This window comes from Pseudomonas sp. PDM04, from assembly GCF_014851765.1.
Classification (GTDB): Bacteria; Pseudomonadota; Gammaproteobacteria; order Pseudomonadales; family Pseudomonadaceae; genus Aquipseudomonas.
This window is the reverse complement of sequence record NZ_JACVAI010000001.1, coordinates 1195120-1216597: the sequence shown is the minus strand read 5'-3', so window position 1 is coordinate 1216597 and position 21478 is coordinate 1195120. Positions and strand designations below refer to the sequence as shown.

Sequence of the window (21478 nt, the reverse complement as noted above, 5' to 3'; positions counted from 1 at the left end):
AAGACAAGCATGCAAATGGGCCTGGATTTCACCCTGGTCGCTGAAGTCGAAGACCTGGTGGCCGGTGTCGACGAAGTCGGTCGCGGCCCGCTCTGCGGTGCCGTGGTCACGGCAGCGGTGATTCTTGATCCGAATCGCCCGATCCTGGGCCTGAACGATTCGAAGAAACTCACCGAAGCGCGCCGCGAAAAACTCTTCGACGAGATCTGCGAGAAGGCCTTGAGCTGGTGCATTGCCCGCGCCGAGGTCGAAGAGATCGACGAGTTGAACATCCTCCACGCCACCATGCTGGCCATGCAGCGCGCGGTCGAAGGCCTGCATATTCAGCCAAAACTGGCGATGATCGACGGCAACCGCTGCCCCAGACTGCCCATGCGCGCCGAAGCGGTGGTGCAGGGAGATGCCAAGGTGCCCGCTATTGCGGCAGCGTCGATCCTGGCCAAGGTCAGCCGCGACCGTGAAATGGCGGCGTTCGAGCTGATATACCCCGGGTACGGCATCGGTGGCCACAAGGGCTACCCGACCCCCGTTCATCTGGAAGCGCTGGCCCGCCTGGGGCCTACGCCGATTCACCGTCGCTCGTTTGCGCCGGTGCGGATGGCGTATGAAGCGCGCGTGGGCCTGGTTGAGGTTTAGTTGCGTTTGCGTTTGGCGTGATTATCCGTTGCTGCGGTAACGGATATTCACCCCATCCCATTGCCAATCCAACCCACCACCTCTGGCCAACCTCATTACGGTACAATCCGCGCCTTGTTGTTTTTCGTTTACAGACAGGATCACTATGCCGGCTTCATTCGTTCATCTACGCCTGCACACTGAATTTTCCCTGGTCGATGGTCTGGTGCGGATCAAGCCGCTGGTCAAGACCCTGGTCGGCATGGGCATGCCTGCCGTCGCGGTGACCGACCAGAACAACATGTGTTCCCTGGTCAAATTCTATAAAAACGCCATGGGTGCCGGGATCAAGCCGATCTGCGGCGCCGACCTGTGGCTGTCGAACAAGGATTCGGATGGACCGCTGAGCCGGATCAGCCTGCTGGTGATGAATCCCAAAGGCTATCGCAATCTGACCGAGCTGATCTCCCGTGGCTTTCTCCATGGCCAGCGCAACGGTTCGGTCGTCATCGAACGCGAGTGGGTGGCCGAAGCCAATGAAGGCCTGATCATGCTGTCGGCGGCGAAAGAGGGTGAGATCGGCCTGGCCATGCTCGGCGGTAACCCGGACGAAGCCGAAACGCTGGCGCGCGAGTGGATGGCGGTGTTCGAGGACCGGTTCTATCTGGAAATCCAGCGCACCAATCGCCCTAACGATGAAGAGCATGTGCACGGTGCCGTGGCCCTGGCCGACAAGCTCGGCGCGCCTCTGGTGGCGACCAACGACGTGCGTTTCATCAAGCAGGGCGACTTCGAAGCGCACGAAACCCGTGTGTGCATCGGCGAGGGGCGTGCGCTCGACGACCCGCGGCGCTCGAAGAACTACAGCGACCAGCAATACCTCAAGAGCGCCGAGGAAATGGCCGAGCTGTTCAGCGACATTCCCGAGGCGCTGGAAAATACCGTCGAGATTGCCAAGCGCTGCAATATCGACGTGAAGCTGGGCAAACACTTCCTGCCGGACTTTCCGACCCCCAATGGCATGGGGATCGACGACTACCTGCGTCACGTTTCCCACGAAGGCCTTGAAGAGCGGCTGGCGGTGTTGTGGCCCAAAGACACCACCCCCAATTACGAAGAGAAGCGCCAGGTCTACCTCGATCGCCTGAAGTTCGAGCTGGATATCATCATCCAGATGGGGTTCCCCGGTTACTTCCTGATCGTTATGGACTTCATCAAGTGGGCCAAGAACAACGGCGTGCCGGTTGGCCCGGGCCGGGGGTCGGGTGCCGGCTCGCTGGTGGCCTATGTACTGAAGATCACCGACCTCGATCCGCTGGCCTATGACCTGCTGTTCGAACGTTTCCTCAACCCGGAACGGGTTTCCATGCCCGACTTCGACGTCGACTTCTGCATGGACGGTCGCGACCGGGTGATCGAGTACGTGGCCGATGCCTACGGCCGAGACGCCGTGAGCCAGATCATCACCTTCGGCACCATGGCCGCCAAGGCGGTGGTGCGCGACGTGGCGCGGGTGCAGGGCAAGTCCTACGGCCTGGCCGATCGCCTGTCGAAGATGATTCCCTTTGAAGTCGGCATGACCCTGGAGAAGGCCTACGAGCAGGAAGAAATCCTGCGCGATTTCCTCAAGGTCGATGAGGACGCCAAGGAAATCTGGGACATGGCGCTCAAGCTCGAGGGCGTGTGCCGTGGTACCGGCAAGCACGCCGGTGGTGTGGTCATCGCACCGACCAAGCTCACCGACTTCTCGCCGATCGCCTGTGATGAAGAGGGCGGCGGCCTGGTGACCCAGTTCGACAAGGATGACGTCGAGGCTGCCGGCCTGGTGAAGTTCGACTTCCTCGGCCTGCGAACCCTGACCATCATCAAATGGGCGATGGAAACCATCAACCGTGAGCAGGCCAAGAAAGGCCTGGATGACCTGAACATCGATTTCATCCCGCTGGATGACAAGAAAACCTACGAGCTGCTGCAGAAAGCCGAAACCACTGCGGTGTTCCAGCTTGAATCCCGGGGCATGAAGGAGCTGATCAAGAAGCTCAAGCCCGACTGCCTGGAAGACCTCATCGCTCTGGTGGCGCTGTTCCGTCCCGGCCCGCTGCAATCGGGCATGGTGGACGACTTCATCAACCGCAAGCACGGGCGCGCCGAGTTGGCCTACCCGCACTCGGACTACCAGTACGAAGGCCTCAAGCCGGTATTGGCGCCGACCTACGGCATCATCCTTTATCAGGAACAGGTGATGCAGATCGCCCAGGTCATGGCTGGCTACACCCTGGGCGGTGCGGACATGCTGCGCCGGGCCATGGGCAAGAAAAAACCCGAGGAAATGGCCAAGCAACGCGGTGGTTTCATTGAAGGTTGCGCCACCAACAACATCGACCCCGACCTGGCCGGTAACATCTTCGACCTGGTGGAAAAATTCGCCGGTTACGGCTTCAACAAATCCCACTCCGCCGCTTATGGCCTGGTGTCGTACCAGACCGCGTGGCTGAAGACGCACCACCCGGCGCCATTCATGGCGGCGGTCCTCTCGGCGGATATGCACAACACCGACAAGGTCGTGACCTTGATCGAAGAAGTGCGCAGCATGAAGTTGCGCCTCGATGCGCCGGACGTGAATGCGTCGGAGTTCAAGTTCACCGTGAACGACGAGGGCCGGATCATCTATGGCCTGGGCGCGATCAAGGGGGTGGGCGAGGGCCCTGTCGAGGCGATCACCGAAGCGCGGGTGGACGGCCCGTTCAAGGACCTCTTCGATTTCTGCGCCCGTGTCGACCTCAAGCGCATCAATAAACGTACCCTTGACGGCTTGATCCGCAGCGGCGCGCTGGATCGCCTGGGGCCGTATTTCCACGACGAACCCAAAGCCTACCAAGCCAACATCGATCGTAACCGGGCCGTCCTGCTGGCGGCCATGGAAGAGGCGATCAAGGCCGCGGAACAAACCGCCCGGACCCACGACAGCGGCCATGCGGACCTGTTTGGCGGTGTGTTCGTCGAAGAAGATGCCGACGTCTACGCCAATCATCGCAAGGCCAAGGAACTGACCCTCAAGGAGCGGCTCAAAGGCGAGAAGGACACGCTGGGCCTGTACCTGACCGGGCACCCGATCGATGAGTACGAAGGCGAGATCCGCCGTTTCGCCCGCCAGCGCATCATCGACCTGAAGCCGGCACGCGATACCCAGACCGTTGCCGGCATGATCATCGCCCTGCGGGTGATGAAGAACAAAAAGGGCGACAAGATGGGGTTCATCACCCTGGATGACCGCTCGGGGCGCATTGAGGCGTCGCTGTTTGCCGATGCGTTTCACTCCGCCCAGGCGTTGTTGCAGACCGACGCGATGGTGGTGGTCGAGGGCGAAGTCAGCAACGACGACTTCTCCGGAGGCTTGCGGCTGCGGGTCAAGCGGGTGATGAGCATGGAAGATGCCCGCACCAACCTGGCCGAGAGCCTGCGTCTGAAAGTCCAGACCCAGGACCTCAAGGGCGATCAGCTACGCTGGTTGGGTGACCTGTTCAAGCGTCACCGCGGTGCTTGCCCGATCACCATGGAGTACACCAGCCCGGATGCGAAGGCGCTGTTGCAGTTCGGCGAAGGCTGGCGAATCGATCCGGCGGACGCGTTGATTCAAGCCCTGCGTGACCAGTTCGGGCGAGACAACGTCTTCCTCCAATACCGTTGACGGCCAGTGCCATCAGTTTGCCCTGACCTTGACCTGAATTTTTAATCTCGACCTGAACGCGCCTCTCCCTTAAGGTAGGGCGCGAATAGACAACCGGCCGGCCCAAGCTCTCTTGGTGGTCGACCCAAGACGGACGCCTATGAACCCGAATTTTCTAGATTTCGAACAGCCGATCGCCGACCTGCAAGCCAAGATCGAAGAGTTGCGCTTGGTCGGTAACGACAATTCGCTGAATATCGGCGATGAGATCTCCCGCCTGCAGGACAAGAGCAAAACCTTGACCGAAGACATCTTCGGCAAGCTGACCAGCTGGCAGATCGCGCGTCTGGCGCGTCATCCGAAGCGTCCATACACCCTGGACTACATCGAACACATCTTCACCGAGTTCGATGAGCTGCACGGCGACCGTCACTTCTCCGACGACGCCGCCATCGTCGGCGGCGTAGCCCGTCTGGATGACCAGCCGGTGATGATCATCGGCCACCAGAAAGGCCGTGAAGTGCGCGAGAAGGTGCGCCGCAACTTCGGCATGCCGCGTCCGGAAGGCTACCGCAAGGCGTGCCGCCTGATGGAAATGGCCGAACGTTTCAAAATGCCGATCCTGACCTTCATCGACACCCCGGGCGCTTATCCCGGGATCGACGCTGAAGAGCGCAACCAGAGCGAAGCGATTGCCTGGAACCTGCGCGTCATGGCCCGTCTGAAAACCCCAATCATTGCCACCGTGATCGGTGAGGGTGGTTCCGGTGGTGCGCTGGCCATCGGTGTCTGCGACCAGTTGAACATGTTGCAGTACTCGACCTATGCGGTGATTTCGCCGGAAGGTTGTGCTTCGATTCTGTGGAAGACCGCGGAAAAAGCACCGGATGCCGCCGAAGCCATGGGCATCACCGCCGAGCGCCTCAAAGGCCTGGGTATCGTTGACAAGGTCATTGGCGAGCCACTGGGCGGCGCTCACCGCGATCCTGCCGCCGCTGCTGCCCTGATCCGTGCCGAACTGACCTCGCAATTGGCGATGCTGAAGAAGTTCGATAACGAAGCGCTGCTGACGCGTCGTTACGAGCGTCTGATGAGCTACGGTCTGTAATCCGACCCCGGCTTCGCCCCTTTGGGAGCGGGCTTGCTCGCGAAAGCGGTGTAACACTCAGCCTGTTCGTTGAAGGTTAAGCCGTCTTCGCGAGCAGGCTCGCTCCCATATGAGGTTCCAGGGGATGCGAGCAACGCGATGAAACCTTCTAAAGCTGATCTGCCAACCCGGCTTCTGCAAAATCTTGCCCCATGGCGTAACGCCGTGGCCTGGCACATCGCCTTCTCCGGTGGCCTCGACTCCACTGTCCTGCTGCACCTGCTCGCCCGCCTGAGCCAAACCCTGTCCTTGCCGCCGCTGAAGGCCATCCATGTGCACCATGGATTGCAGCCGGCAGCGGATGCGTGGCCGGCGCACTGCCAGTCGGTCTGTGATGCGCTGGGGGTGGCGTTTCAAGTGGTGCGCGTGCAGGTCCGGCCCGGTGCCAGTCTCGAGCGTGCGGCCCGTGAAGCGCGCTATGGCGCGTTCATCGAGGCGATTCGGGTCAACGAGGTGCTGCTAACTGGCCAGCACCGTGACGATCAGGCCGAAACCCTGTTGTTCCGCCTGCTGCGGGGGGCGGGGGTGAGGGGGTTGTCGGGGATGCCGCAGCAGCGCGCATTGGGCCTGGGGCATCTGCTGCGACCGCTGCTCGACGTCACACGTGCCGAGTTGCAGGCCTACGCGCTCGAACATCAGCTGAGCTGGATCGAGGACCCTTCCAACCAGGACCGGCAGTTCTCCCGTAACTTCCTGCGCCACCAGGTGCTTCCCGTCATGCTCGAACGCTGGCCTCAAGCCGTGGCGAGCATGGCCCGCAGCGCTATGCACCTGAACGAAGCCCAGGGGCTGCTGGATGAGTTGGCACAGATTGACCTGGCGCCAGTCCGCACGGTCAGCGGGTTCGATTGGCTCGGTGTGCCGTCGCTTGACGTGTCTCGGCTGGTGTCGCTGTCCGACGCCCGTCAGCGCAATGCCGTGAGCCACTGGCTCGCGCCGTTGACGCGGTTGCCGGACAGCGACCATTGGTCAGGTTGGATCGATCTGCGCGATGCCACCGGCGATGCCCGGCCAGTCTGGCGATTGGCCGACGGTGAGCTGCATCGGTCTGCCGGGCGAGTCTGGTGGTTGTCCGGTGCCTGGTTGCGCTCGCCGTCCGCTGTCGGGCACTGGGCCGATCCCTCGAAGCCTCTGGCGCTGGCGGATAACGGGGTGCTGACGCTCACGGGGCAAGCCCCGGATGGACCGCTGCAGATCCGCTATCGCGAGGGAGGCGAGCGCCTGCATCTGCCCGAGCGCGGGCATCGGGATCTCAAGCGTCTGCTCAACGAGCGGGGCGTTCCGGGTTTTATCCGTGGCAGATTGCCGCTGCTCTATCAGGGCGAGCAGTTGCTGGCGGTGGCCAACCTGCAAGGCTTGAATGGCAATGTCCGGGAAGGCTGGCATTTGCAATGGCAGCCACCTGGCGAAGATCAAGGTTTGAGCTGAAAGGGGCTTTCCGGTAGACTACGCTCCCTTCTTGATACAACTTCTGTGGATTCGCCTGAATTGCAGGAGTTGCCGATTACCAAGCAGTCTTTGCTGGGCGATTCCAAAAAATGTGTAGCGAGCAACGAACCGGAGTTTCATCTCACGGTCTGTCCCAACGCGGCGGTTTTTTTGAAAGGTGCACTGTGATTAATGCAGGTGATCGGGGGCTTCGGCCTTCCTTCGCTTTCCCCGGCGGCTCGGACCGCTTTAACGCAGACTTCTAGGGTTTTTCATGACGCGCTACATATTCGTCACGGGCGGTGTTGTTTCTTCATTGGGGAAAGGCATTGCATCGGCATCATTGGCGGCCATCCTGGAGGCGCGGGGGCTTAAGGTCACCATGCTCAAGCTGGACCCGTACATCAACGTCGACCCGGGCACCATGAGCCCGTTCCAGCACGGCGAAGTGTTCGTCACCCACGACGGCGCCGAGACCGACCTGGACCTGGGCCACTACGAGCGGTTCATCCGCACGACCATGACCCAGAACAACAACTTCACCACTGGCCGTGTCTACGAGCACGTGCTGCGCAAAGAGCGCCGTGGTGACTACCTGGGTGCGACCATCCAGGTCATTCCGCACATCACCGACGAAATCAAGCGCCGCATCATCAAGGGTGCCGGCGATGCTGACGTGGCGATGGTCGAGATCGGTGGCACCGTGGGTGACATCGAATCCCAACCGTTCCTCGAGGCCATCCGCCAGTTGCGTTTCGAAGTCGGCGCCAAGCGCGCGATGCTGATGCACCTGACCCTGGTGCCTTACATCGCCACCGCCGGCGAAACCAAAACCAAGCCTACCCAGCACTCGGTCAAGGAACTGCGTTCCATCGGCCTGCAACCTGACGTGCTGGTCTGCCGCTCCGATCATCCGATCGACGTTTCCTCGCGTCGCAAGATCGCGCAGTTCACCAACGTTGAAGAACGTGCGGTGATCGCACTGGAAGACGCCGACACCATCTACAAGATCCCGGGCATCCTGCACTCCCAGGGCCTGGATGATTTCGTCGTCGAGCGTTTCGGCCTGCAATGTGGCGGTGCCGACCTGTCCGAGTGGGACGCCGTGGTCGACGCCAAGCTCAACCCGGAGCACGAAGTCACCATCGCGATGGTCGGCAAGTACATGGAGCTGCTGGACGCCTACAAGTCGCTGATCGAGGCAATGAGTCACGCCGGTATCAGCAACCGTACCAAGGTCAACCTGCGCTACATCGATTCCGAAGACATCGAAAACCAGGGCACCGCGCTGCTCGAAGGTGTCGACGCAATCCTGGTTCCGGGCGGGTTCGGCCTGCGCGGCGTGGAAGGCAAGATCACTGCCGTTCAATACGCTCGTGAAAACAAGGTGCCGTACCTGGGCATCTGCCTGGGCATGCAAGTGGCGGTCATCGAGTTCGCCCGTAACGTCATGGGCTGGAAAGACGCCAACTCCACCGAGTTCGATCGTGCCAGCGGCCATCCGGTCGTGGGCCTGATCACCGAGTGGGAAGACGCCACCGGCGCCGTCGAAACCCGTACCGAATCGTCCGACCTGGGCGGCACCATGCGCCTCGGCGCACAGGACTGCCTGCTCGAAGCCGGCTCCAAGGTTCACGACTGCTACGGCAAGGACGTGATCGTCGAGCGTCACCGTCACCGCTACGAAGTGAACAACAACCTGCTGCCGCAAATCATGGAAGCCGGGCTGAAAATCTCCGGCCGTTCCGGCGACGGCGCACTGGTTGAAGTGGTCGAAGCCCCGGATCATCCATGGTTCGTCGCTTGCCAGTTCCACCCCGAGTTCACCTCGACGCCACGTGACGGTCATCCGTTGTTCAGCGGTTTCGTCAAGGCAGCTTTGGCTCAACACCAGAAGAAGGCTTGAACCTTATGGCGCAGAAGATCATCCGTGTAGGCGATATCGAGATTGCCAACGACAAGCCAATGGTGCTGTTCGGTGGCATGAACGTGCTGGAAAGCCGCGACATGGCGATGCAGGTCTGCGAAGAGTACGTGAAGGTGACCGCCAAGCTCGGTATCCCTTACGTGTTCAAGGCCAGCTTCGACAAGGCCAACCGCTCCTCCGTGACCTCTTACCGTGGCCCCGGCCTGGAAGAGGGCATGCGGATTTTCCAGGACATCAAGCAAGCCTTCGGCGTGCCGATCATCACCGACGTCCACGAGCCAGAACAGGCGGCGGCCGTCGCTGAAGTCTGCGACATCATCCAGTTACCGGCTTTCCTGTCGCGCCAGACCGACCTGGTGGTCGCGATGGCCAGGACCGGCGCGGTGATCAACATCAAGAAAGCCCAGTTCCTTGCCCCTCAGGAAATGAAACACATCCTGAACAAATGCGTGGAAGCGGGTAACGATCAGTTGATCCTCTGCGAGCGCGGTTCGAGCTTTGGCTACAACAACCTGGTCGTCGATATGCTTGGCTTCGGCATCATGAAGCAGTTCGAATACCCGGTGTTCTTCGACGTGACCCACTCGCTGCAAATGCCCGGTGGTCGCTCCGATTCCGCTGGCGGTCGTCGTGCCCAGGTCACCGACCTGGCCAAGGCCGGCATGAGTCAGTCGCTGGCAGGCCTGTTCCTCGAGGCGCATCCTGACCCGGACAACGCCAAATGCGACGGTCCTTGCGCCTTGCGTCTGGACAAACTGGAGCCATTCCTGGCCCAGCTCAAGGCTTTGGACGAACTGGTGAAGAGTTTTCCGACGGTAGAAACCGCGTAATCCTCATTTCTCCGGTAAAGTACCGCACGATTTGTCGCTCAGGCCCTCGGGCCTGGGCTTTATCGTCCGCAAGTCTGCCCCGCTGCACCTCACTTGCCGACGATAAGAGTTTTCCTCTAGCTGCGTCGTTTTCGTCAACTTTGGAGTGGTTACAACAATGGCTAAAATCGTCGACATCAAAGGTCGTGAAGTTCTCGACTCCCGTGGCAACCCCACCGTCGAAGCGGACGTGCTTCTCGACAACGGCATCATCGGCAGCGCCTGTGCGCCGTCCGGTGCTTCCACTGGCTCGCGCGAAGCGCTCGAGCTGCGTGATGGCGACAAGAGCCGTTACCTGGGCAAAGGCGTCCTGAAAGCCGTTGCCAACATCAACGGCCCGATCCGCGACCTGTTGAAAGGCACCGATCCAAGCGACCAGAAAGCACTGGACCTGGCGATGATCAAGCTCGACGGTACCGACAACAAAGCCACCCTGGGCGCCAACGCGATCCTCGCCGTCTCCCTGGCTGCGGCCAAGGCAGCAGCACAGGACCAGGACCTGCCCCTGTACGCGCACATCGCCAACCTGAACGGCACCCCGGGTGTCTACTCGATGCCGGTTCCGATGATGAACATCATCAACGGTGGCGAGCACGCCGATAACAACGTCGACATCCAGGAATTCATGGTTCAGCCGGTGGGCGCCAAGTCCTTCTCGGAAGGCCTGCGCATGGGCACCGAGATTTTCCATCACCTCAAAGCCGTGCTGAAGGCCCGTGGCCTGAGCACAGCGGTGGGTGACGAAGGTGGTTTTGCGCCTAACCTGGCGTCCAACGAAGACGCGTTGAAAGTGATCTCCGAAGCCGTGGCCAACGCCGGTTACACGCTGGGCACCGACGTGACCCTGGCCCTGGACTGCGCTGCCAGCGAATTCTACGAAGACGGCAAGTACAACCTGTCCGGCGAAGGCCAGGTGTTCACCGCTGAAGGTTTCGCCGACTACCTCAAGGGCCTGACCGAGCGTTACCCGATCATCTCCATCGAAGACGGCCTGGACGAGTCCGATTGGGCTGGCTGGAAGATCCTCACCGACAAGATCGGCGAGAAGACCCAGTTGGTTGGCGACGACCTGTTCGTGACCAATACCAAGATCCTGAAAGAAGGCATCGACAAGAAGATCGCCAACTCGATCCTGATCAAGTTCAACCAGATCGGCACCCTGACCGAAACCCTGGAAGCCATTCAGATGGCCAAGGCTGCGGGTTACACTGCCGTGATCTCGCACCGCTCCGGCGAAACCGAAGATTCGACCATTGCCGACCTGGCCGTGGGCACGTCGGCTGGCCAGATCAAGACCGGCTCGCTGTGCCGTTCCGATCGCGTTTCCAAGTACAACCAACTGCTGCGTATCGAAGAGCAGTTGAACGGCAAAGCCAAATACAATGGCCGCAGCGAGTTCCGCGGCTGATCGTTGGCTGATAAAAAAGCAGCGGATTGTGTCGGAAAAATCGCGACAGCGATGGATTTACCACTAATCTGATGCCTTGAGAGCACAAGCCTGGTTCTTCCAGGCTTCGTGCTATCAGCCGTTCACAGTTTTGGCATGGCTGTCTTTTTTCACTGGATACCCGATATTCGATGCGCAGTCCCAATTGGTTGTTCCTCGTCCTGCTTTTGCTGCTGGCTGGCCTGCAATACCGCCTGTGGGTGGGTAATGGCAGCCTGGCGCAAGTGGCCGAGCTGACTCAGCAGATCGCGGATCAGCACGCTGAGAACGAAGGATTGCTGGAGCGCAATCGGGTGATGGACGCCGAAGTCAGTGAGTTGAAAAAGGGCATGGAGACCGTTGAAGAGCGGGCTCGCCATGAGCTGGGCATGGTCAAGGACGGTGAAACCCTTTACCAGTTGGCCCAATGAACACCGCGTTGCCGGCCTTCTGGGCCGTGATTCCTGCCGCGGGCGTCGGTGCCCGTATGGCCGCAGACCGTCCCAAGCAATATCTGCAATTGGGCGGGCGCACCATTCTCGAACACAGCCTCGGCTGTTTTCTCGATCATCCTGCCCTCAAGGGGCTGGTGGTCAGTCTTGCTGTTGACGATCCTTACTGGCCCAACCTGGCGTGTGCCGGCGATTCGCGCATTCAACGCGTCGAGGGCGGCGCCGAGCGTTCCGGGTCAGTGCTCAACGCCTTGCTGCATCTGCATGCCCTGGGGGCCGACGATGAGGACTGGGTGCTGGTGCACGATGCGGCGCGGCCCAATCTGAGCCGGGATGACCTGGACAAGTTGTTGTTCGAACTGTCTGAAGATCCGGTCGGTGGTCTGCTGGCGGTTCCCGCTCGCGATACGCTCAAGCGCGTCGACAAGCAGGGTCGCGTGGTTGAAACCGTGGATCGCAGTGTGATCTGGCAAGCGTATACGCCGCAGATGTTTCGTCTGGGCGCGTTGCATCGGGCCTTGGCCGACAGTCTGGTGGCAGACGCGGTGATCACCGATGAGGCGTCGGCCATGGAATGGGCAGGGCAGGCACCGCGCCTGATCGAAGGCCGTTCCGATAACCTCAAGGTCACTCGTCCCGAAGACCTGGAGTGGTTGCGCCAGCGTTGGGCCAATCGCCGCTGAATGCCTTTTGTGCTTTTCCATCGTCATCGCGAGCAGGCTCGCTTGTGCTGACCTGTGGGGGCGAGCCTGCTCGCGATAGCGGTGTTGCGGCAACGGATGTTTTGCGGACACGCCGTTTTTCAAGTTCGATACTCCGGTCGCTCGGCCAACCCCTCCTTCAAGTAATCCACCAGCTTGCGCACCTTCGGCGACAGGTGTCGTTGCTGCGGGTACAGCGCCCAAACTGCCGTGTTGGGGGGTTGATGCGCTTCGAGCAGCGGAATCAGCGCGCCGCTCTTGAGGTGTTCGAGCACGTAGTAGTCTGGCAACTGACACAAGCCCACACCCTGCAGGGCCGCATCCAGTACGGCTTGCCCACTGTTGCAGCGCCAGTTTCCCTGTACACGCTGGGAAAACTCCCGACCGTTCTGTTCCAGTTGCCAGAGGTCCGAACTGCCGATCAAACAGTTGTGGCGGCTTAATTCCGACAGGCTGTGCGGACGGCCATAGCGTTCCACGTAGGACGGCGAGGCGCACAGATACATGCGCCGCGGCGCCAGTCGCATCGCCACCAGTCGCGAGTCCTGTAATCGACCGAGGCGGATCGCCAGGTCCAGCCCTTCATGCACAAGATCGAGCTGGCGATTGCTCAGCTCGATGTCGATGCGCAGTTGCGGATAGAGCCCCATGAACCGCGTCACCAAGGGAACGATGAAGCGTTCGCCATAGGCCACGGCGCAAGTCATGCGCAGCATGCCCTTGGGCTCGCTGGTCAGGTCGCCGACCGCGCGCAGCGCTTCTTCGCGCCCATCCTGCAAGCGCTGGCAGTGCTGCAGGAAGGTTTGCCCGGCCTCGGTCAGCGTGACCCGGCGGGTGCTGCGATACAGCAGTCGTGTTTGCAGGCGCTCTTCGAGGCGTACGATCTGGCGGCTGATATGGGAGGAAGACACGCCCAGTCTTTGCGCCGCCGCCGTGAACTGGCTGCATTCGGCAACGGCAACGAACTCGTCTATGCCCTCCCAGCGATTCTCAGACATTGGGATTGTCCCTGTGTGGCAATAATGTTTTGCTTTTGTCCTGATTATTCACTGTGATGCGCTGTATTACACTCCCTGTCTCGTTTTTATTCGTTGGAGAATTCCCATGATCAAGTCGCGCGCCGCTGTTGCCTTCGAGGCCAAGAAGCCCCTTGAAATCGTTGAAGTCGATGTCGCCCTGCCCAAGGCCGGTGAGGTGTTGCTGCGTGTCGTGGCCTCCGGTGTCTGCCATACCGATGCCTACACCCTGTCCGGTGCTGATCCTGAAGGCATCTTCCCGTCTATTCTCGGCCATGAAGGTGGCGCGGTGGTCGAGGCCATTGGCGAGGGCGTGACCTCCGTCGCCGTTGGCGACCATGTGATTCCGCTGTACACCCCGGAATGCCGTCAATGCAAATTCTGCCTGTCGGGCAAAACCAACCTGTGCCAAGCGATTCGTTCCACCCAGGGCAAAGGCTTGATGCCGGATGGCACTTCGCGTTTTTCCTACAAGGGTGAGACGATTTTCCATTACATGGGCACGTCGACCTTCTCCGAATACACCGTGCTGCCGGAAATTTCCGTGGCCAAGATTGCCAAGGAAGCGCCCCTGGAAAAGGTCTGCCTGCTGGGCTGCGGCGTCACTACCGGCATCGGTGCGGTATTGAACACCGCCAAGGTGAAACCCGGTGACACCGTGGCCATTTTCGGCCTCGGCGGCATCGGTCTGTCGGCCGTGATCGGCGCGGTCAAGGCCAAGGCGGCGCGTATCATCGCCATCGACATCAACCCAGCCAAGTTCGAAATCGCCAAACAACTGGGTGCAACCGATTGTGTAAACCCCAAGGACTTCGACCGTCCGATCCAGGAAGTCATCGTCGACATGACTGACGGCGGCGTCGACTTTTCCTTCGAGTGCATCGGCAATGTCCAATTGATGCGCGCCGCGCTCGAGTGCTGCCACAAGGGGTGGGGCGAGTCGGTGATCATCGGCGTGGCCGGTGCTGGCCAGGAGATTTCCACCCGTCCGTTCCAGCTGGTGACCGGTCGCGTCTGGCGCGGATCGGCGTTCGGCGGCGTGCGTGGCCGTACCGAATTGCCTAGCTACGTGGAGATGGCCGAAACCGGCGAGATCCCGCTGGATACCTTCATTACCCACACCATGGGCCTGGAAGATATCAACAAGGCGTTCGACCTGATGCACGAAGGAAAAAGCATCCGTACCGTCATCCATTTCTGAGGTTTGCCATGAGCCTGGAAAATATCTCCTGCCAGAAAAGCTTCGGCGGCTGGCACAAGCGTTATCGCCATCGCTCGGAAATCCTCGGCTGCGACATGGTGTTTGCCGTGTACCTGCCTCCGCAAGCGGAGCAGGGCGGCAAACTGCCGGTGTTGTACTGGTTGTCGGGGCTGACCTGCACTGACGAAAACTTCATGCAGAAGGCCGGCGCCATGCGCATGGCGGCCGAACTGGGCCTGATCATCGTCGCGCCGGACACCAGTCCGCGTGGCGCCGATGTGCCGGGTGATCCGGACGGCGCCTGGGACTTTGGCCTGGGCGCCGGGTTCTATCTGAATGCCACGCAGGAACCCTGGTCGCGCCACTATCGGATGCACGACTATGTCGTGCAGGAATTGCCGGCGCTGGTCGAGGCCCATTTCCCGGCCTCCGACAAGCGCGGGATCAGCGGCCACTCCATGGGCGGCCACGGCGCGTTGGTGTGTGCGTTGCGCAATCCGGGGCGTTATCGGTCGGTATCGGCGTTCTCGCCGATCAATAATCCGATGGATTGTCCCTGGGGCCAGAAGGCCTTTTCCCGCTACCTGGGTGAAGACCGCTCGAAGTGGCGTGAATGGGATGCCTGTGCGTTGATTGCCGAAGCCGACGAGAAGCTGCCACTGCTGGTCGACCAGGGCGATCGCGACGATTTCCTGGCCACCCAGCTCAAGCCTGAAGCCCTCCAGCAGGCGGCGAAGCTGGCTGGACATCCGCTGACGCTGCGCCTGCAACCGGGCTACGACCACAGCTATTTCTTCATCGCCAGTTTCATCGACGACCACTTGCAACATCATGGGCGCGCTCTAGGCGCCTAATGTCTGACAAAGCAGGTAGAATCACGCCCTGACAAAAATCGGGGCGTTTTTTTTATGCGTATTGGCCACGGCTATGATGTGCACCGTTTCGCTGAAGGCGATTTCATTACACTGGGCGGCGTGCGTATCGCACACGGCTTCGGTCTGCTCGCTCACTCCGACGGTGACGTCCTGCTGCACGCCTTGAGCGATGCCTTGCTCGGCGCCGCGGCGCTGGGCGATATCGGCAAGCATTTCCCCGACACCGATCCGACCTTCAAGGGGGCCGACAGCCGCGTGCTGTTGCGGCACGTTGTCGCATTGGTCCAGGCCAAGGGCTGGAAGGTGGGCAACGTCGACAACACCATCGTCGCCCAGGCGCCGAAAATGGCCCCGCATATCGAATCGATGCGCGCCCTGATTGCGGCAGACCTTCAAGTCGAGCTGGATCAAGTGAACGTGAAGGCGACCACCACTGAAAAACTCGGCTTCGTCGGTCGTGAGGAGGGCATTGCCGTGCACTCCGTTGCCTTGTTGCTGCGCGCATGAACGAACTGCAATTGCTCGGCCCGCGGGCCTATGGCGACGCCTTGGGCACCGCGGTGTTGAAAGCCATCGCCGAGGATTTCCAGGTCGATGAAGTCCTCGACATTCCCCTCAGCGGTGACGGTGAACACCTGTGGATCTGGGTGGAAAAGCGCGGCCTGAACACCGAAGAGGCGGCACGGCGCATTGCCAAGGCGGCCGGTGTGCCCTTGCGTACGGTCAGCTACGCCGGGCTCAAGGACCGTCAGGCGCTGACGCGCCAATGGTTCAGCGTGCAACTGCCGGGCAAGGCCGACCCTGATTTGTCGGCGGCCGAAAACGATACCCTGAAAGTTCTCACGACCCGCCGGCACAAACGCAAGCTGCAGCGCGGCGCGCATTCGGCCAACGGCTTTACCTTGCGCCTGACGCAATTCGCTGGCGACAAGGCCGCCCTTGAAGAGCGCCTGCAACGGATCGCCAAACAGGGCATTCCCAATTACTTCGGTGCCCAGCGGTTTGGCTTCGACGGCGGCAACGTGGTCGACGCCCGTGCCTGGGCGGCGCGCAAGGCGTTGCCGGAGCAGCGCAACGTCCGTTCGCGCCTGCTCTCGGCAGCCCGCAGTTTTCTGTTCAACCAGGTGCTGGCGGCGCGGGTGGTCGATGGCACCTGGCAGCAGGCGCAGGTTGGCGACCTGCTGGCGTTCACCGACAGCCGCAGTTTCTTTCCGGCCGGTGAAGCCGAGTGCAGCGACCCGCGCCTGGCCATTCTCGACCTGCACCCGACCGGCCCACAGTGGGGCGAAGGTGACTCGCCGGCGACGGGCGCTGTCCATGAACTGGAACAAGCCGTCGCGGCGCGCGAAGCGGATCTGCGCGATTGGTTGATTAACGCTGGTATGAGCCACGAACGTCGCATCCTGCGGCTGCCCATTGGCGGGTTGACGTGGCATTATCCCGAGCCTGACATTCTGCAACTGGAATTCGTCCTGCCGGCCGGATGCTTCGCCACCGTATTGGTGCGTGAACTCGTCGATCTGGTGCCGGGAGGGCAGACGGACAGCCCATGCGTATTCTGATTTCTAACGACGATGGGGTAACCGCACCCGGTCTCGCCGCGCTTTATGCTGCGCTGGCGGATTACACCGAATGCGTGGTTATCGCCCCTGACCAGGACAAAAGCGGCGCCAGCAGTTCGCTGACGCTGGATCGTCCGTTGCACCCGCAAACATTGGCCAACGGCTTTATCAGCCTCAATGGCACGCCGACCGACTGCGTGCACCTGGGCCTCAACGGCCTGCTGGAGCGCGAGCCGGACATGGTGGTTTCCGGCATCAACCTGGGCGCCAACCTGGGTGATGACGTGTTGTATTCCGGTACGGTGGCCGCGGCCCTCGAGGGGCGATTCCTGGAGCGACCCTCGTTTGCCTTTTCGCTGGTTTCGCGACAGGTCGAAAATCTTCCAACGGCCGCTTACTTCGCGCGCAAGCTGGTGCAGGCTCACGCCGCTCTTGACCTGCCTGCGCGCACGGTGCTGAACGTGAACATTCCCAATTTGCCACTGGACCATATCCGTGGGATCCAGTTGACCCGTCTCGGTCATCGCGCTCGTGCAGCGGCGCCGATGAAAGTCGTCGACCCGCGCGGCAAGTCCGGTTACTGGATCGCCGCAGCCGGAGACGCCGAGGATGGCGGTGCCGGCACGGATTTCCATGCAGTGATGCAGGGCTATGTGTCCATCACGCCCTTGCAACTGGATCGCACCTTCAACGATGCCTTCCGAAGCCTCGATGGCTGGCTGGAGGGACTGCACTGATGGCTCGTGAACAAGACCCGATGCACCGTGGTATCGGCATGACTTCGCAACGCACACGCGAGCGCCTGATCCAGCGGTTGTACGAAGAAGGCATCTGCAACGCCAAGGTGCTGGAAGTGATCCGCCGCACGCCGCGTCACCTGTTCGTCGACGAGGCGCTGGCGCACCGCGCCTATGAAGACACGGCGTTGCCGATCGGCAACAACCAGACGATCTCCCAGCCTTACATGGTGGCCCGCATGAGCGAGCTGTTGCTGGAGGCCGGGCCGCTGGACAAGGTCATGGAGATCGGCACAGGTTCGGGTTATCAGACGGCGATCCTGTCACAGCTGGTCGAGCGGGTGTTTTCCGTCGAGCGCATCAAGGTCCTGCAGGACCGTGCCAAGGAGCGCCTGGTCGATCTCAACTTGCGCAACGTGGTCTTCCGTTGGGGCGATGGCTGGGAAGGCTGGCCGGCGCTGGCGCCGTACAACGGCATCATCGTGACGGCGGTGGCCACCGATGTGCCGCAGGCGTTGCTCGATCAACTGGCCCCGGGCGGGCGGTTGGTGATTCCGGTAGGGTCGGGCGAAGTTCAGCAACTGATGCTGATCATCCGCGAGGAGCACGGGTTTTCCCGGCGGGTGCTGGGGGCGGTACGTTTTGTGCCATTGCTCAACGGGCCACTGGCCTGAGCATTTATGCAGGCGTGCTGAATTCTCTCCGATTGCTTCTGTCTTACAGCGGCACCGATCGGTTAAACGGGATTCAACGTCAGGCAGCAAACGTGTGCGCCGGGTCATCTCGCTTCATTGAAGGTAAAGCCTGCACGGCCCGTTATACTTGCGACACTTCATGCCGGAGCACGGCAATCCAACATTTCAGCCACCACAAAGGGAGCGGCGGGTGAGTCTCACAGTCATTGCGCAGCGTATGGGTACAACGAGCTTTCAGCGCCTGGTGACTGGCCTTGTCTTGAGCGCCTTGCTGGTCGGTTGTTCCAGCAACAAATCGAGCGATGTCCGCGTCGTCGATCGCAACAATGCCGTGGCCCAACGGCCGGCTGTGACCACCGGGCAGTACGTGGTTCGACCGAAAGACACCCTGTTCTCGATCGCTTTTCGCTACGGCTGGGACTACAAGGCCCTGGCCGCGCGCAACAACATTCCTGCGCCCTACACGATTCATCCGGGTCAGACGATTCGCTTTGACGGACGCACCGGTTCAACGCCGGCGCCGGTTGCTGCGACGGCCGATTCGGCACCGTCGTCGTCCAGTAAAACCACGGTCATTCGACGCCAGCCAAATGGCGCGACCACCACCACAACGGTGGTTGCACCGTCCGTCGCCAACAAGCCTGCGCCGGCTCCAACCCCGGCTCCGGGTCCGGCCCCGACGGGCTGGGGGTGGCCTTCTAATGGCATTTTGATTGGAAAATTCTCTTCAAACGGTAGTTTGAATAAAGGAATTGATATCGCCGGAGATTTGGGACAGCCTGTTTTAGCTGCGTCTGATGGGACGGTGGTATACGCCGGGAGTGGCTTAAGGGGCTACGGCGAATTGGTCATCATCAAACACAGCGATACCTACGTCAGTGCCTACGGTCACAACCGCAGGCTGTTGGTTCGGGAGGGGCAGCAGGTCAAGGTCGGACAGACAATTGCCGAAATGGGGTCAACGGGTACAGACCGGGTGAAACTGCATTTTGAGATTCGCCGACAAGGTAAGCCAGTAGATCCGCTGCAGTTCCTGCCACGTCGTTGATTTGTTGTCAGCCTGTTCCGTCACGTAGAGGGAACAGGCTCCAGCGTTGCCAAGGATAAAGGCGCCGCTCGAGCTTGAGGTCGAACTCACCAAAGGACTATAACAATGGCTCTCAGTAAAGAAGTGCCGGAGTTTGACATCGACGATGAGGTTCTCCTGATGGAGACCGGCATCGGTACGGATTCGATGTCGAATGATGAAGGGGCGGCTCCACCTTCCGTTCGTGCCAAATCCAAACACTCCGCATCGTTAAAACAACACAAGTACATTGATTACACGCGTGCACTCGATGCCACGCAGCTGTATCTCAATGAAATCGGTTTTTCTCCTCTCCTGTCCCCCGAAGAAGAAGTTCACTTTGCTCGCTTGTCGCAGAGTGGTGATCCGGCGGGGCGCAAACGCATGATTGAAAGCAACCTGCGGCTGGTGGTGAAAATCGCCCGTCGTTACGTCAATCGTGGCTTGTCGCTGCTGGACCTGATCGAAGAGGGTAACCTCGGACTGATCCGGGCGGTGGAGAAGTTCGACCCCGAACGTGGCTTCCGCTTTTCGACCTACGCAACCTGGTGGATTCGTCAGACCATCGAGCGCGCGATCATGAATCAGACCCGGACCATCCGGTTGCCGATCCATGTGGTCAAGGAACTCAACGTGTACCTGCGGGCCGCACGGGAGCTGACGCAAAAACTCGATCATGAACCCTCACCCGAAGAAATCGCCAACCTGCTGGAAAAACCGGTAGGAGAGGTCAAGCGCATGCTCGGCTTGAATGAGCGGGTTTCTTCGGTAGACGTCTCGCTGGGTCCTGATTCGGATAAAACCCTGCTGGACACCCTGACCGATGACCGCCCGACCGATCCGTGCGAACTGTTGCAGGATGACGACCTGTCCCAGAGCATCGATCAATGGCTCTCGGAGTTGACCGACAAGCAACGCGAAGTGGTGATACGCCGTTTCGGGTTGCGTGGCCATGAGAGCAGCACACTTGAAGACGTGGGCCTGGAAATCGGCCTGACCCGTGAACGGGTCCGGCAGATACAGGTTGAAGGCTTGAAGCGTCTTCGGGAGATCCTGGAGAAGAATGGCCTGTCGAGCGAGTCGCTGTTTCAGTAAGCGAGTCGCTTGAGCTGTCAGACAGAAAAGCCCCGACTGGTTCGGGGCTTTTTCATGGTCCCCTGAGCGAGCCTGCTTGCGTTAGCGGTGGGTCAGTTTTCACCGAGCCTGGCTGCTCAGTCGTCATCGCGAGCAGGCTCGCTCCCACCGGTTGTTCATAACGGGCAGTCACTTCGGTCATCACCGCAGGTTTGTGGTGTCGCCGTGTAAGTGTTCGCTTACTCTCTCGTAAGTGTTCGTTATTTTTACACCCTGGCGGGAGACTAACGGTGCCTCGTCCAAGATCTATCTAATTGAATGTTGGGGGAATTTCAAATATCGCTCAGCATCGAGCTGCCCGGTTCAGTCTTTGAGGCCCCGTTGCGCTCGTCGGGGAACGCTCTAGTATCAGCCCTGTGTCGACGGACTGACGCGCCCTTCAAGGATGAGGGGAAAGGACATTGCAGGATGCGATTCATCAGGATGATGAAAAGGAACACAGGGAATAGGGAAAAAATGTGGGCGGGTCAAACCGCCCCTTTTTTTTGCCTGCAGAAAAGCAAAAAAGGCCCTCAAGGGGCCTTTTCGGGAACGCGGGGGTGATCAGCGTTCGAGGTCTTTGATCTTGCCTTTGACGCCATCCCACTCTTCGGCATCGGGCAACGAATCCTTTTTCTCGGTGATGTTCGGCCAGATTTCGGCCAGTTCAACGTTCAGCGCAATGAATTCCTGCATGTCTTCCGGGACTTCATCTTCGGAGAAGATGGCCACGGCAGGGCATTCTGGCTCGCACAGTGCGCAGTCGATGCACTCATCCGGGTGAATCACCAGGAAGTTCGGGCCTTCGTAAAAGCAGTCCACCGGACAGACTTCTACGCAGTCGGTGTACTTGCACTTGATGCAGTTGTCGGTGACGACGAAGGTCATTTCTAATTCTCTCCTCAGGCGGCGGCAGCGGAGCCCCTTCACGGTGGGGTCGCCAGGTTCGGGAGCGATAGTCTGCAGGCCAGGCTATTAGCC

At 60.4% G+C, this 21478-nt stretch carries 19 protein-coding genes; 17 read left to right on the top strand and 2 right to left on the bottom strand.

Going from position 1 to position 21478, the window contains the following annotated elements; all coding sequences use genetic code 11:
• Nucleotides 1-9 precede the first annotated feature (9 nt).
• From rnhB to ispD, 9 genes are all read left to right on the top strand, one after another.
• Nucleotides 10-636, top strand: a complete 627-nt coding sequence (gene rnhB / locus IB249_RS05700) for a ribonuclease HII (protein WP_192302863.1) — start codon at nt 10-12, stop codon at nt 634-636.
• A 145-nt stretch (nt 637-781) separates the two neighbouring features.
• Entirely contained in the window at nt 782-4303 is a 3522-nt protein-coding gene (dnaE, locus tag IB249_RS05695) for a DNA polymerase III subunit alpha (RefSeq protein WP_192302511.1), read from the top strand.
• Between the two features lie 139 nt (nt 4304-4442).
• Nucleotides 4443-5390, top strand: coding sequence for an acetyl-CoA carboxylase carboxyltransferase subunit alpha (locus IB249_RS05690; RefSeq protein ID WP_192302510.1), 948 nt, complete (start codon nt 4443-4445; stop codon nt 5388-5390).
• A 138-nt stretch (nt 5391-5528) separates the two neighbouring features.
• Complete coding sequence (gene tilS, locus IB249_RS05685; RefSeq protein ID WP_192302509.1) at nt 5529-6857, top strand: tRNA lysidine(34) synthetase TilS; 1329 nt, start codon at nt 5529-5531, stop codon at nt 6855-6857.
• Nucleotides 6858-7131: 274 nt separating this feature from the next.
• Nucleotides 7132-8763 carry a CTP synthase gene (locus tag IB249_RS05680; RefSeq protein ID WP_192302508.1) on the top strand — a complete coding sequence of 544 codons (1632 nt, stop codon included), beginning with the start codon at nt 7132-7134 and terminating at the stop codon, nt 8761-8763.
• A 5-nt stretch (nt 8764-8768) separates the two neighbouring features.
• A complete protein-coding gene (gene kdsA / locus IB249_RS05675) occupies nt 8769-9614 on the top strand; it encodes a 3-deoxy-8-phosphooctulonate synthase (protein WP_192302507.1) in 846 nt (281 codons plus the stop codon).
• Nucleotides 9615-9771: 157 nt separating this feature from the next.
• On the top strand, nt 9772-11061 hold the full coding sequence (gene eno, locus IB249_RS05670) for a phosphopyruvate hydratase (protein WP_192302506.1): 1290 nt from the start codon (nt 9772-9774) through the stop codon (nt 11059-11061).
• A 170-nt stretch (nt 11062-11231) separates the two neighbouring features.
• The gene (gene ftsB / locus IB249_RS05665; RefSeq protein ID WP_008028992.1) at nt 11232-11510 is read left to right on the top strand and encodes a cell division protein FtsB; all 279 of its coding nucleotides are present in this window, start codon (nt 11232-11234) and stop codon (nt 11508-11510) included.
• Nucleotides 11507-12214 carry a 2-C-methyl-D-erythritol 4-phosphate cytidylyltransferase gene (gene ispD / locus IB249_RS05660; RefSeq protein WP_192302505.1) on the top strand — a complete coding sequence of 236 codons (708 nt, stop codon included), beginning with the start codon at nt 11507-11509 and terminating at the stop codon, nt 12212-12214. The genes ftsB and ispD overlap by 4 nt, the downstream gene beginning before the upstream one ends.
• A 119-nt stretch (nt 12215-12333) precedes the next feature.
• Here ispD and IB249_RS05655 read toward each other — a convergent pair whose 3' ends face one another.
• Nucleotides 12334-13230, bottom strand: a complete 897-nt coding sequence (locus IB249_RS05655) for a LysR substrate-binding domain-containing protein (RefSeq protein WP_192302504.1) — start codon at nt 13228-13230, stop codon at nt 12334-12336.
• Between the two features lie 106 nt (nt 13231-13336).
• On the opposite strand from IB249_RS05655, the gene IB249_RS05650 reads away from it, so the two are divergent.
• The 8 genes from IB249_RS05650 to rpoS all read left to right on the top strand — a co-directional run bounded on the left by IB249_RS05650 (nt 13337) and on the right by rpoS (nt 20479).
• Nucleotides 13337-14449, top strand: coding sequence for an S-(hydroxymethyl)glutathione dehydrogenase/class III alcohol dehydrogenase (locus IB249_RS05650; protein WP_192302503.1), 1113 nt, complete (start codon nt 13337-13339; stop codon nt 14447-14449).
• Between the two features lie 8 nt (nt 14450-14457).
• The gene (gene fghA / locus IB249_RS05645; protein WP_192302502.1) at nt 14458-15303 is read left to right on the top strand and encodes an S-formylglutathione hydrolase; all 846 of its coding nucleotides are present in this window, start codon (nt 14458-14460) and stop codon (nt 15301-15303) included.
• Between the two features lie 54 nt (nt 15304-15357).
• Nucleotides 15358-15831, top strand: a complete 474-nt coding sequence (gene ispF / locus IB249_RS05640; RefSeq protein ID WP_192302501.1) for a 2-C-methyl-D-erythritol 2,4-cyclodiphosphate synthase — start codon at nt 15358-15360, stop codon at nt 15829-15831.
• The gene (gene truD / locus IB249_RS05635) at nt 15828-16886 is read left to right on the top strand and encodes a tRNA pseudouridine(13) synthase TruD (protein ID WP_192302500.1); all 1059 of its coding nucleotides are present in this window, start codon (nt 15828-15830) and stop codon (nt 16884-16886) included. The genes ispF and truD overlap by 4 nt, the downstream gene beginning before the upstream one ends.
• On the top strand, nt 16874-17623 hold the full coding sequence (surE, locus tag IB249_RS05630) for a 5'/3'-nucleotidase SurE (RefSeq protein WP_192302499.1): 750 nt from the start codon (nt 16874-16876) through the stop codon (nt 17621-17623). The genes truD and surE overlap by 13 nt, the downstream gene beginning before the upstream one ends.
• A gap of 38 nt (nt 17624-17661) precedes the next feature.
• Nucleotides 17662-18297 carry a protein-L-isoaspartate(D-aspartate) O-methyltransferase gene (locus IB249_RS05625; protein ID WP_192302861.1) on the top strand — a complete coding sequence of 212 codons (636 nt, stop codon included), beginning with the start codon at nt 17662-17664 and terminating at the stop codon, nt 18295-18297.
• 211 nt (nt 18298-18508) lie between these two features.
• Entirely contained in the window at nt 18509-19366 is an 858-nt protein-coding gene (locus IB249_RS05620) for a peptidoglycan DD-metalloendopeptidase family protein (RefSeq protein ID WP_192302498.1), read from the top strand.
• A gap of 105 nt (nt 19367-19471) precedes the next feature.
• Nucleotides 19472-20479, top strand: coding sequence for an RNA polymerase sigma factor RpoS (rpoS, locus tag IB249_RS05615; protein WP_008154012.1), 1008 nt, complete (start codon nt 19472-19474; stop codon nt 20477-20479).
• 582 nt (nt 20480-21061) lie between these two features.
• Here rpoS and fdxA read toward each other — a convergent pair.
• Nucleotides 21062-21385, bottom strand: a complete 324-nt coding sequence (gene fdxA / locus IB249_RS05610) for a ferredoxin FdxA (protein ID WP_192302497.1) — start codon at nt 21383-21385, stop codon at nt 21062-21064.
• Nucleotides 21386-21478 lie beyond the last annotated feature (93 nt).

Bases quoted from the DNA above. Each gene is read 5' to 3' on its own strand.
- rnhB (WP_192302863.1), top strand. From the start codon at position 10: ATGCAAATGGGCCTGGATTTCACCCTGGTCGCTGAAGTCGAAGACCTG.
- IB249_RS05655 (WP_192302504.1), bottom strand. From the start codon at position 13,230: ATGTCTGAGAATCGCTGGGAGGGCATAGACGAGTTCGTTGCCGTTGCC.
- IB249_RS05625 (WP_192302861.1), top strand. From the start codon at position 17,662: ATGACTTCGCAACGCACACGCGAGCGCCTGATCCAGCGGTTGTACGAA.
- IB249_RS05690 (WP_192302510.1), top strand. From the start codon at position 4,443: ATGAACCCGAATTTTCTAGATTTCGAACAGCCGATCGCCGACCTGCAA.
- fdxA (WP_192302497.1), bottom strand. From the start codon at position 21,385: ATGACCTTCGTCGTCACCGACAACTGCATCAAGTGCAAGTACACCGAC.
- truD (WP_192302500.1), top strand. From the start codon at position 15,828: ATGAACGAACTGCAATTGCTCGGCCCGCGGGCCTATGGCGACGCCTTG.
- ispF (WP_192302501.1), top strand. From the start codon at position 15,358: ATGCGTATTGGCCACGGCTATGATGTGCACCGTTTCGCTGAAGGCGAT.
- ispD (WP_192302505.1), top strand. From the start codon at position 11,507: ATGAACACCGCGTTGCCGGCCTTCTGGGCCGTGATTCCTGCCGCGGGC.
- tilS (WP_192302509.1), top strand. From the start codon at position 5,529: ATGAAACCTTCTAAAGCTGATCTGCCAACCCGGCTTCTGCAAAATCTT.
- ftsB (WP_008028992.1), top strand. From the start codon at position 11,232: ATGCGCAGTCCCAATTGGTTGTTCCTCGTCCTGCTTTTGCTGCTGGCT.
- eno (WP_192302506.1), top strand. From the start codon at position 9,772: ATGGCTAAAATCGTCGACATCAAAGGTCGTGAAGTTCTCGACTCCCGT.
- IB249_RS05680 (WP_192302508.1), top strand. From the start codon at position 7,132: ATGACGCGCTACATATTCGTCACGGGCGGTGTTGTTTCTTCATTGGGG.
- dnaE (WP_192302511.1), top strand. From the start codon at position 782: ATGCCGGCTTCATTCGTTCATCTACGCCTGCACACTGAATTTTCCCTG.
- surE (WP_192302499.1), top strand. From the start codon at position 16,874: ATGCGTATTCTGATTTCTAACGACGATGGGGTAACCGCACCCGGTCTC.
- IB249_RS05650 (WP_192302503.1), top strand. From the start codon at position 13,337: ATGATCAAGTCGCGCGCCGCTGTTGCCTTCGAGGCCAAGAAGCCCCTT.
- rpoS (WP_008154012.1), top strand. From the start codon at position 19,472: ATGGCTCTCAGTAAAGAAGTGCCGGAGTTTGACATCGACGATGAGGTT.
- fghA (WP_192302502.1), top strand. From the start codon at position 14,458: ATGAGCCTGGAAAATATCTCCTGCCAGAAAAGCTTCGGCGGCTGGCAC.
- kdsA (WP_192302507.1), top strand. From the start codon at position 8,769: ATGGCGCAGAAGATCATCCGTGTAGGCGATATCGAGATTGCCAACGAC.